Source organism: Agathobaculum sp., from assembly GCF_022775115.1.
In the GTDB taxonomy this organism is placed as follows: Bacteria; Bacillota; Clostridia; order Oscillospirales; family Butyricicoccaceae; genus Agathobaculum.
In genome coordinates this window covers 41,404-51,618 of the sequence record NZ_JALFLA010000010.1, presented here as the reverse complement: position 1 = coordinate 51,618, position 10,215 = coordinate 41,404, and the positions used below count along the sequence as shown (strand labels likewise).

The following is a 10,215-nucleotide window of genomic DNA, read 5'->3' as shown; positions in this document are numbered from 1 at the left end:
CCTGGAAACACTGCCCGCTCAGCTCGGCTGTGATTACGCCGGCACCCTCATCAAGGGGGATATGTTTGGAACCAGTCTGGTGGACGAAAAAAACCGGGAGAAAATGCTGGCTCCTTTTACGCAGATGGGACGAACCTTTGCTCAAACCGGCTGTTTTGAGAAGGCCGCTGTGGATGCCTTTGCCGGGCCGGAATATATGCCGGAAAAGCAGATCCGCATGTACAATCTGGTTGGTAAGCACATTTCCCGGTTCTTTATGGGTCATATTGCCAAGAAGCTGGGCTGCAAGGAAAAATTGGATGCCAGACCCTATGAAAGAGAAGCAGGGATACGGAAATAAAAGACAGAAAACAGGAATTTGCGGAGGTGAGTATGCAATGGAAAATACAAGCTGCCCTTGTAAAAAAGAAAAATGTATTCGTCATGGGGACTGTGAAGAATGCAGAAAACACCATATTGAATCAAAAAGGCAAAGACCTGTGGCATGCGAAAGAAATCACAAATCATTGAGGCAATCGACAGTAATGATTGAAGCAATATTATTGATAATCCGTCCGTTTTCAGAACAAATGGCAGAAGCATGTACATACGCACAGAGAAATTATTTTCGGGGAAGGGATAGAATACTATGAAAAACGGGAAAAAGGATCGCCTTGCGGGCTATCTGCTCTGGGCCTTCGGGATTGCGTGGATCCTGCAAATTGCAGCAGGCATGATGTTTCGAGCCGGGGCCAGCTTGGCCTACTCGGGGCTATTGGCAGTTTCCATGTTCGCGCCGCTGCTTGCGGCAGTTTTGTCCGGAGCAGGTGTCAAAGGAATGGGCTGGAAGCCCCGTATTAAAGGAAACATCCGCTGGATCATGGGCGCCTGGTTTGTTCCGGCTATCCTGGGAACCATAGGCGCCGTGCTGTATTTCCTGATGGTGCCGGATGCGCTGGACACATCGTTCTCGTATATTTACAACACATTGGGAGCAGAGGGTATCCGGCAGCTGGAAAGCAGTGGCCTGTCGGTCCAGCAGTACATCATCATCAGCTGTGTGGCATCCCTGACCTATGCCCCCTGGCTGAATATGCTTTTTGCGGTGGGAGAGGAAGCCGGTTGGCGCGGTGTGTTGTATCCCGCGCTGAAAAGCCGCTGGGGAGTTCTGAAGGGAAGAATTGCCGGTGGGATCATCTGGGGAGTCTGGCACTGGCCGATCATGCTTCTGGCAGGCTATGAATACGGCACCTCCTATTGGGGCGCTCCCGTGACAGGGCCGCTGCTGTTCTGCCTGATTGCAACTTCCATGGGTATTTTGTTGGATTTCTTCTACGAAAAGACGAACTGCATCTGGATTCCCGCATTGTGCCATGGAGCGTTCAACGCTTTTGTGGGCGTTCCGACAATTTTCCTAAATCCGGCATATGGAGACCGGCTTTTGCTTGGACCGCTGATGGTCGGACTGGTGGGTGGACTGCCGATGGTTTTGCTGGCGGCTTGGATCTGTGCCAAAGACAGGGAAAAGCAGATAACACCAGAAGAAAAATGACATATGGAAGCGAAAACAGGCAACTGAACTTTGAGGAGGTACATAACGATGAAGAAAATGATTGCATATTGCGGGCTGGATTGTGAGAAATGCGATGCGTATATCGCAACAGTGCACGACGATCAGGCATTACGCGAAAAAACCGCAAAAGCATGGGCCGAGCTGAATCAAGCGCCGATTCTGCCGGAACATATCAATTGTCAGGGCTGTCGTGCGGAGGGAATCAAAACGGTGTTCTGCGACAGCCTTTGCCAGATCCGCCAGTGTGCGCTGAAAAAAGGCGCCCATACCTGCGGAGACTGCGGGGAACTGGAAAAATGCCAGACTGTTGGTATAATTCTCGCAGATAACCCGGGGGCATTGAAGAATCTAAAGGGATAAAGCATATGGGAATATTTGACTATTAAAAGGAACAAATTATGAACTGGGAAAGCAGTCTTGATTGTGGTATCGGTGCTTCTGGTCATTGGTCTTTTTGCAGGCGGAATCTACCTCAAATCCATCGGTGACTATAAAGCGAAGGTGAACGCGCTTCCCTTTGATGAAATCGACCTGACAAAGGTAGAAGACGGCGTATATGAAGGTCAGTGCGATACCGGCGTTGTCCGGGCAAGGGTTCAGGTCACTGTCCGGGACCACCAGCTGGAAAGCATTGAACTTTTGAAACATGAAAACGGAAGAGGTACTCCGGCGGAAGCAATTCTGGACCAGATGGTGCGCACTCAGACCACAGCAGTGGATGCCGTCAGCGGTGCTACCTGCTCCAGTAAGGTCATTCGCAAAGCCGTGGAGAACGCTATAACAGAGGGACTTCCAAATTAAGTGTTGTAAACCCAGTGCCATGGAAGGAGCGGTATACATGAACTGTATTTTGAGAAAATGGCGGCTGTCGGACGCAGCGGATCTGGCAGCAGCATTGAACAACAAAAAAAGTCCTCAACAATCTGCGGGACGGACTTCCCTATCCCTACACAGAGCAGGATGCCCGTGACTACATCTGTGCAATGCTCTCTGCGGACGAAACCGGCACCTTTGCCTATGCCATCACGCAGAATGACCGTGCCATCGGCAGCATCGGCGCCTTCCGGCAGAGCAATATCCACAGACAAACGGCAGAGCTGGGCTACTATCTGGCGGAGGAATACTGGGGCCGGGGTATCATGACGGAGGCCATCCGGCAGCTTTGTGCAATCATCTTTGATACGACCGATATCCTGCGCATCTATGCCGAGCCCTTCGCCTACAACACCGGCTCCCGGCGGGCACTGGAGAAGGCGGGATTTTGCTATGAGGGCACCATGAAAAATAACGCCGTGAAGAACGGCAAGGTTCTGGATATGGCTCTCTACAGTCTGACCCGCACCATGGAGCCGTACCCTGTCCGCAGACTCACCAAAGAAGAGATCCCGGTGGCATTGGAGCTGTGCTGGCGGGTGTTCCTGGAGTTTGAAGCGCTGGAGTACTCACAGGAGGGCATTGACCATTTCCGGACAAGTCTGGGAGATCAAGAGCGAATTCCCATGCTGACCTTTTATGGCACTTTTGATGGCGACAAACTTGTTGGAACACTCTGTATGAGAGCGCCGCAGCATATCGGCGGTTTCTTTGTCGATGCGGTCTATCACCGCCGGGGGATCGGCAGGCGATTGTTCGAGGCCATGCGGCAGGATTATGCACGACAGGTGTTCACGGTCAATTCTTCCCCCTACGCGGTGGAGGTCTACCGTCATCTCGGCTTTGTCCCGACGGGAGAAGAGCAAACCGTTGATGGCCTGCGGTTTACACCCATGCAGTACAGCGCACAAACCGAGGAAGATGGAAATGCGATATGATCTTGACATTGTGGTAACCCTTCATTGTACTTCGAACGCCGTCTATGCCATCAGTGTTCAAAGTAGCAAGCCCTCGAAGCGAATAATCCCAATCAGGAGGAAGACTGAGTATCTTTGACAGTAATCCCACAGCTTTAAGAGAAAGTCCTTTGTTCCTGAGATGATGATTCTGCATCATCGTAAAGCCTTCGTATTTGTGGACTCCAATCTTCGATTCCTGATTAGCTCTCTTTCTCATAAGGCTTCAACCTCCGTGTGGAAAGCGTGTGCGGGGAATAAGGACATTCCGCAAAGACGCAGGACTGATACTTCCAATAGGGACCATGGAACTGACATGACCGGCATTCCGGGCAAATACCATCGAAGCCGCTATCGTAATGTGAATAAGGCTTTTCCTGCATACAGAGTTGAAAGATGCGCATAAAGAATGGCTTCGAAAAGTAAAGAAGGACATTGCCAGCCAAAGTTCTCCGGCGGATATTGCTTTGCGTGATTTTTCGATGGTCTTGAGTTCATTTCAAGCTCTGAAGAATTAGTAAATAGGGCTATTGTTCGCTTTAATACAGGAAATCCGCCTGGGAAAGATCGTAAGTACGGTGATGCAATCAACTGGGAAACCCTGTTAGAAAGTGTTCCCTGTGGTGAAGATCTTTTCTTTATCTCAGCAGATAAGGACTATGCTTCGATCTTTGATGATAAGCAGTTTCATCCGTTTTGGCTCAAGAATGGGAGAAAAAGAAATCGCCTAAAATTATCTTCTTCAAATCACTGGGTGAGTTCCTGAAGAAGCACTTCAAGGACATCGAGCTTCGCGTGGAAAAGGAAAAGGATGAATTGATTGAAAAACTGGCCAGAAGCAGCAGTTTTGCTACAACTCACGCCATTGTCAAGGAGCTGTCAGCTTTTTCGGATTTAACTGTGCGTCAAATTCAAGATATTTGTTCCGCCGCTATACATAACCGTCAAATTTCTTGGATCTTATCCGATGATGATGTCTATGAGTTTTATAAAGGCCTGATAGAGAAAAAGAGTGTCAAAGATTCTGGTGATCCAGATATTTCATCCATTCGAAAGACAATTACTGAAATCACCGAGGAAAAGACTGGAGAAGCCTCCGAAGACGAAGAACTTCCTGATTGTTTTTTCTGAAGATGTAATCTTTTATTTTCAACTTCCCTGATAGGAAAGCAACAGGCATGACCGGCTTCGGTCATGCCTGTTGTCGTTCATTATCACTTGTGTAGTGGTGGCCTTTTTGCCCTGTAAATCCGTTAAATTTTCTACTCCATTTTTACGCCATTGGCGTATGGATCCGCAGTGAAAACCGGTGGGTTTTATTCCGCCCGGTCTTCTATAAAAGTCAATGTTTTCAAGCGTCGGCGGCTTTCATCACAGAGACGGAGATCCTTATGAAACCGGCTCGGATACGTCGATACCTAATTTCATATATTCTTGTCTCTCCTTTATTTATCAGCGCGTTCTAAGGTTTTACGCCATTTTCTCATATGTTCTGATGACATCACAGCGGCAAACGCTTATAGGGCGAAAGCACCCAAGCTGTGCCGCCGGTGATATCATTATCAAATAGTCGTTATAATAGCGGCTTTGCGGCTATTATAACACAGCGGTCGGCTATCCTCAAGCAGATAATTTATCAAATCACGCAAGCTGTTCGACAGCCTGCTTTGAAAATCCATCTCCATGCGTGGAAAACCGCATACTTTCTCTGGCATTTTGCGGCTGTTTGGAGTATACTATGCTTAACAGCTTGCGTCAGGAGGTCGTTTCCATGCCCGCTTTTGCCACGCACCACATCTTTGCCACCACTGTGCAGCGCGTCACCTGCGACGCTGCCGCGCACCTCATTGAGCTATACCCCGCTGGCTACCGCTGGGGCGCGCAAGGCCCCGACCCGCTTGCCTTTTACCACGCGCCCTTTTCGGGCGCGATGGGGCGCTTGGCTCGCCGAATGCACAACGAGCCGCCCGGTGCGCTGTTTGAAGCCCTGTGTGATGCCGCGCTCACCCAGCACGATACCGCCGCTTTGGTGTATGTGTTCGGCTTTTGCACCCATTATGCACTCGACCGCGTCTCGTATTCCTTTATCGAAGCACAGGCCGACCGGCTGGCGCTGTTCATGACCGGCTACTCGGCGGAAGCACGGCGGCAGCTGGTCAAAAGCGATCTGGACGGCATTCTGATCTCGCACTATATCTCGCCCGATGCGGCGCAGTTCGAAGCCTTCCGCCTGCTCGACCCGACCGCCGCGGAATGCACCGTGCTCTCCCGCGTGCTGGCCAGCGCCGTCCGGCGCGTATACGGCGTGCGCCTGTCGCCCGCGGCCGTTTACCGTTCGCTGCACGATATGCGCCGCGTGCTCCGTCTGGCGCACAGCGGGGTGAGCGTGCGCGCCCGTCTCCAACGCTTTGAGCATCTGACTGGCAAAGCCGGCCTTGCCTCCTCGCTCATCCGTCCCCCCGCGCCGCTGCCGGCCGACTGCGCCAATCAGGCGCACCGCCCGTGGCCTTCTCCCAGTGGGGAGCGTAGCGAGTCCTTCTGCGACCTGTTTGACGCGGCCGTGCCGCTCGCCGTCTCACTTCAGCGTGCGGTGCTCGACCGATATTATCAGCAAAAACCTCTCGATTCGCGCTTTTTCCCCACCGATTTCACCGGACACAGACCGGAAAATTAAAAAACTGAAAACTTATCGACAGATTTCGTATGACTTCTCCCTTTCAAGGGTCTATCCTGTTCATTGTTACCGAACTGTAACCTTTGGACTGTGAAAGGAGGGATCATGGAGCATATTTCCGGAGGAGGCTGCATAAGCCGTCCATCCGCGCTCCATACTATTGTCATGCGAAATCTGTTATCTTTTTGCTTCGGCCTGTTTTCCGCGCTGCTGTATCTGCTGGCGCGGCTCGTGCTCGCGCTTGACCGGCTGATTGGCCGCGTCCGCTCGCTTGCTGTCTGGGAACATATCCGCCATAAGCTGCACGCCGCCGGGCGGTACCGTCTTGCCTGCGCCTTGGCGGCCTTTGTGCCGTTCTTTCTGCTGCCCGGCGCGCTGCTGACCCAGCCCGGTCTGTTGGTCACGGCCAATGGCCGTCCGCTTGGGCTGATCGAAAGCCGGGACATGCTGACCACTGCGGTCAGCGAGATCGAGCAGAGCGCCTCGACCCTGTCCGGCCATACCTATGCGCTGCCAATCACGTTGGACGCCCACCCGAGCAGCGGCACGGCCAATCAATTCCTGACGGGTACCGAGCTGCGCGACCTTCTGGTCAACGAGTCCGGCGAGCTGGACGTGCTCGCCCTGATCTCGATCGACGGTGCGCCCGCGGGGCTATGCCGCACGACCAACGACGCACAGACGCTGCTCGACCGCGTCAAGGCGCAGTACACCACTGCGTCCGACGAAAACACGCAGTTCATGCAGCAGGTGCGCGTTGACCGCGTGATCGCGGAAACCACACTCGTATCCGAGCTGGGCGCGCTGTATGACTACCTCAGCCCGCGCCTTGATGTGACCGCGACCCGCTCGGTGACATACAGTGAGGAGATCCCGTTTGAGACTGTCACCCGTGAAAACGACCAGCTTGCGCAGACCTACCGGGAGACCGTGCAGCAGGGCCGCCCGGGCGAGGCCGTCGTTACCGCCGAGATCACCACGGTGGACGGACAGGAGCACGGCCGCACGGTCGTCGAGCGCACGGTTTTGAGCGATGCAGTCACCGAGATCGTCGAGGTCGGCACACGCAACATCGGCATCGGCACGGGCGAGTTCCAGACACCGCTGACCAGCTATACCTTTACCTCGGCCTTCAAATGGCGCTGGGGACGGCTGCACGGCGGCGTCGACCTTGCCGCCCCGGAGGGCACGCCGGTATACGCAGCGGATAACGGCAAGGTCATCTTCGCCGGAGAGGGCGGCGGCTATGGCTGGTATGTCATCCTTGACCACTGCAACGGCTTCAAAACGCTGTATGCGCACAACACCGCACTGCTCGTCTCGGTGGGCGACGTGGTTGACAAAGGCGCGCGCATCGCGCTTTCCGGCAATACGGGCAACTCGACCGGACCGCACCTGCACTTTGAGGTGATGGTCAACGATGAAAAAGTTGACCCACAGCAATATGTATCTATCTCGTAAAAACAAACCGCTATGGCCAAGCCATAGCGGTTTGTAATGCGCGAGAATGCTTACCCTCAGCGCTTGTTAGAGCGCTTCCAGATATGCATCTTGTCCGCGTCCGCAATCAGCTGCTCGCGGAAGTCAGGATGTGCGACCGAGATCAGCGCCTCGGCGCGCTGCCACGAGGACAGGCCCTTCAGGCAGACCTTGCCGTACTCGGTAACAAACCAGTGTACGCACGGACGCGCGTCGGTCACGACCGAGCCATGCTCAAGCGTCGGCCGGATGCGGGAAGCGATCGAGCCGTCCTTGTTCTTGAAGGTGGACGAGCAGCAGATAAAGCTCTTGCCGCCCTTGGACAGATATGCGCCGAGAACAAAGTCCAGCTGGCCGCCCGCACCCGATATCTGCTTGACGCCCGAGGTCTCCGCGTTGACCTGACCGAACAGGTCGATATCGACCGCGTTGTTGATCGAGATGAAGTTATCGAGCTGCGCGATGGTGCGCGCGTCGTTGGTGTACGACACGGGGGCGGACATGCACTCCGGGTTGTTATTGACAAAGTCATACAGCTTCTGAGTGCCCGCGCCAAAGGCAAACACCTGACGACCCTTGTCGATCGTCTTTTTCGAGCCGTTGATCTTGCCCGCAGCCGTGATATCGACAAACGCGTCGACATACATCTCCGTATGTACGCCCAAATCCTTCAGGTCGGAGTCCGCGATCATCGAGCCGACCGTGTTGGGCATACCGCCGATGCCAAGCTGCAGGCAGGCCCCGTTCGGAATCTCCTCAACGATCAGCTTGGCCACCGCACGGTCAACATCGGTCGGCGCGCCGCCCGCACCCAGCTGACCCATCGCCGGATTCTCGCCCTCGACGATCATATCCACCTGCGAGATATGCACAGCATCCTCAAAGCCGCCAAGGCAGCGCGGCATATTCTTATTGACCTCAACAATGACCACATCGGATACTTCGCAGACCGCCCGCAGGTGCGAGGCGTTCGGGCCAAAGCTGAAGTAGCCGTGCTCATCCATCGGCGCGACCTGGAACATGGCCACATTGACACGGCCGACGTTCTCACGATACCAACGGGGCAGCTCGGAATAACGCAGCGCACCGTAGAAGCCGAAGCCCGCCGTGCAGGCCTTACGCTCGATACCGCCCATGTGCCACGAGTTCCAAGTGATCTTGCTCGCCACATCCGGGATCTGGAAGACCGCGGGCGTCCACATCAGAACGCCGCCGCGGAAGTTTACGTCCGTCAGCTCGTCCATACGCGCGGCAAGTGCCTTGTCCAGTGCGATGGGTGTGCCGGTGCACCAGCCGTAGTCGACCCAGTCACCCGATTTGACCGCCTTGACGGCCTCGTCCGCCGTCGTCAGTTTCTGCTGATAAAGTGCTGCGTAATCCATCTGCCAAAACCTCCGTTTATTTCTTGATTTGCAAGTATTTGTTTCAGTATACTATACTATACCTTTTTGGTCAAGAGCAATCTGTGCATCTTGCCAAGAGTTTTATCCCGCCCGATATCCAGCGTATTCCAAATTAATACTTGAGAAGAGCGACCTTACGGGTGTATAATAAAATCAAATCATTGTTTGCCCGGCAGACAAGAAAAGGAGAATGCACTATGTTTGAAAGTTTGATTGCAACCCTGAAAGCGGACAAGCGCAAGATCGTGTTCACCGAAGGCCCCGATCCCCGCATCCTCGAGGCTGCCGCCCGCTTGAAGAAGGACGGCCTGCTCGATTCCATTCTGGTTGGCAATGTGGACGAGGTCAAGGCGGCCGCAGCCGCCGGCGGCTTTGATATCGACGGCATGGAAATCATCGACCCTCTCACCTACGACGGCATGGACGAGATGGTCGCCGCCATGGTCGAGCTGCGCAAGGGCAAGATGAGCGAGGAGGACTGCCGCAAGGCGCTCTCCAAGGGCAACTACTTCGGCACCATGCTGGTCAAGCTGGGCAAGGCTGATGCGCTGCTCGGCGGCGCGACCTACTCGACCGCCGACACCGTTCGCCCCGCGCTTCAGATTATCAAAACCAAGCCGGGCAACAAGATCGTCAGCTCGTGCTTCATCCTGCGCCGCGACGGCAAGGACGGCGGCGACGAGCTGTACGCGATGGGTGACTGCGCGATCAACATCCAGCCGAACGAGGATGAGCTGGTAGAGATCGCCGTCGAGACCGCCAAGACCGCCAAGGCCTTCGGTATCGACCCCAAGGTTGCCCTGCTGTCCTACTCGACCAAAGGCTCGGGCAAGGGTGAGACTGTTGACATGATGAAGAACGCCACCGAAAAGACCAAGGCCGCTGCACCCGAGCTTGCCGTGGACGGCGAGCTGCAATTTGACGCAGCGTTCTCCCCGGTCGTGGCCGCTACCAAGTGCAAGGGCTCGCCGGTCGCCGGTCAGGCCAACACCTTCATCTTCCCGGATATCAACGCGGGCAACATCGGCTACAAGATCGCTCAGCGTCTGGGCGGCTTTGAGGCCTACGGCCCGATCCTGCAAGGTCTGAATGCGCCGATCAACGACCTGTCTCGCGGCTGCGACGCGAACGAAGTCTACCAGATGGCCATCATCACCGCCGGCCTGAAGTAAGCCGCGGACACACCGCGTATACTTAGCAAGCGGGCTTCAGGATATCCTGAAGCCCGCTTTCCCCTGCCATGCGCACAACAAAACGGAGGGCATCCACCCTCCGTTT

General features: G+C 54.6%; 12 protein-coding genes. 11 read left to right on the top strand and 1 reads right to left on the bottom strand.

Going from position 1 to position 10,215, the window contains the following annotated elements:
* The 10 genes from MR935_RS01385 to MR935_RS01340 form a co-directional block, all read left to right on the top strand.
* The coding region (locus tag MR935_RS01385; protein WP_290570367.1) for a hypothetical protein at positions 1-340 on the top strand (340 nt) is incomplete at its 5' end.
* Entirely contained in the window at positions 312-632 is a 321-nt protein-coding gene (locus MR935_RS01380; protein WP_290570366.1) for a hypothetical protein, read from the top strand. The genes MR935_RS01385 and MR935_RS01380, both read left to right, overlap by 29 nt.
* Positions 629-1,531 carry a CPBP family intramembrane glutamic endopeptidase gene (locus tag MR935_RS01375; RefSeq protein ID WP_290570364.1) on the top strand — a complete coding sequence of 301 codons (903 nt, stop codon included), beginning with the start codon at positions 629-631 and terminating at the stop codon, positions 1,529-1,531. Before MR935_RS01380 ends, MR935_RS01375 begins: the two co-directional genes overlap by 4 nt.
* A 48-nt stretch (positions 1,532-1,579) precedes the next feature.
* Positions 1,580-1,912 (top strand): DUF3795 domain-containing protein, encoded by a 333-nt coding sequence (locus MR935_RS01370; protein ID WP_290570362.1) that lies wholly within the window; start codon positions 1,580-1,582, stop codon positions 1,910-1,912.
* A gap of 63 nt (positions 1,913-1,975) precedes the next feature.
* Positions 1,976-2,353 (top strand): FMN-binding protein, encoded by a 378-nt coding sequence (locus MR935_RS01365; RefSeq protein WP_290570372.1) that lies wholly within the window; start codon positions 1,976-1,978, stop codon positions 2,351-2,353.
* Positions 2,354-2,475: 122 nt separating this feature from the next.
* Entirely contained in the window at positions 2,476-3,363 is an 888-nt protein-coding gene (locus tag MR935_RS10760; protein WP_442862999.1) for a GNAT family N-acetyltransferase, read from the top strand.
* Positions 3,364-3,877: 514 nt separating this feature from the next.
* Entirely contained in the window at positions 3,878-4,147 is a 270-nt protein-coding gene (locus MR935_RS10755; RefSeq protein ID WP_442862998.1) for a hypothetical protein, read from the top strand.
* Entirely contained in the window at positions 4,078-4,512 is a 435-nt protein-coding gene (locus MR935_RS01350; protein WP_290570360.1) for a hypothetical protein, read from the top strand. The genes MR935_RS10755 and MR935_RS01350 overlap by 70 nt, the downstream gene beginning before the upstream one ends.
* Before the next feature lie 607 nt (positions 4,513-5,119).
* The gene (locus MR935_RS01345; RefSeq protein WP_290570359.1) at positions 5,120-6,055 is read left to right on the top strand and encodes a hypothetical protein; all 936 of its coding nucleotides are present in this window, start codon (positions 5,120-5,122) and stop codon (positions 6,053-6,055) included.
* A 105-nt stretch (positions 6,056-6,160) separates the two neighbouring features.
* Complete coding sequence (locus MR935_RS01340) at positions 6,161-7,516, top strand: M23 family metallopeptidase (RefSeq protein ID WP_290570357.1); 1,356 nt, start codon at positions 6,161-6,163, stop codon at positions 7,514-7,516.
* A gap of 56 nt (positions 7,517-7,572) precedes the next feature.
* On the opposite strand, the gene MR935_RS01335 is transcribed toward MR935_RS01340, so the two are convergent.
* The gene (locus tag MR935_RS01335) at positions 7,573-8,916 is read right to left on the bottom strand and encodes a butyryl-CoA:acetate CoA-transferase (protein WP_290570355.1); all 1,344 of its coding nucleotides are present in this window, start codon (positions 8,914-8,916) and stop codon (positions 7,573-7,575) included.
* A 218-nt stretch (positions 8,917-9,134) separates the two neighbouring features.
* Between MR935_RS01335 and pta the strand changes: the two genes are divergently transcribed.
* Positions 9,135-10,109: a phosphate acetyltransferase gene (pta, locus tag MR935_RS01330; RefSeq protein ID WP_290570353.1), complete on the top strand. Its 975-nt coding sequence runs from the start codon at positions 9,135-9,137 to the stop codon at positions 10,107-10,109.
* The last annotated feature ends 106 nt before the right edge of the window (positions 10,110-10,215 follow it).

What these genes read in the sequence shown, in the direction of transcription:
- MR935_RS01380 (WP_290570366.1), top strand. Translation starts at nt 312, where the DNA reads ATGAAAGAGAAGCAGGGATACGGAAATAAAAGACAGAAAACAGGAATT.
- MR935_RS01375 (WP_290570364.1), top strand. Translation starts at nt 629, where the DNA reads ATGAAAAACGGGAAAAAGGATCGCCTTGCGGGCTATCTGCTCTGGGCC.
- MR935_RS01370 (WP_290570362.1), top strand. Translation starts at nt 1,580, where the DNA reads ATGAAGAAAATGATTGCATATTGCGGGCTGGATTGTGAGAAATGCGAT.
- MR935_RS01345 (WP_290570359.1), top strand. Translation starts at nt 5,120, where the DNA reads ATGCTTAACAGCTTGCGTCAGGAGGTCGTTTCCATGCCCGCTTTTGCC.
- MR935_RS01340 (WP_290570357.1), top strand. Translation starts at nt 6,161, where the DNA reads ATGGAGCATATTTCCGGAGGAGGCTGCATAAGCCGTCCATCCGCGCTC.
- MR935_RS01335 (WP_290570355.1), bottom strand. Translation starts at nt 8,916, where the DNA reads ATGGATTACGCAGCACTTTATCAGCAGAAACTGACGACGGCGGACGAG.
- pta (WP_290570353.1), top strand. Translation starts at nt 9,135, where the DNA reads ATGTTTGAAAGTTTGATTGCAACCCTGAAAGCGGACAAGCGCAAGATC.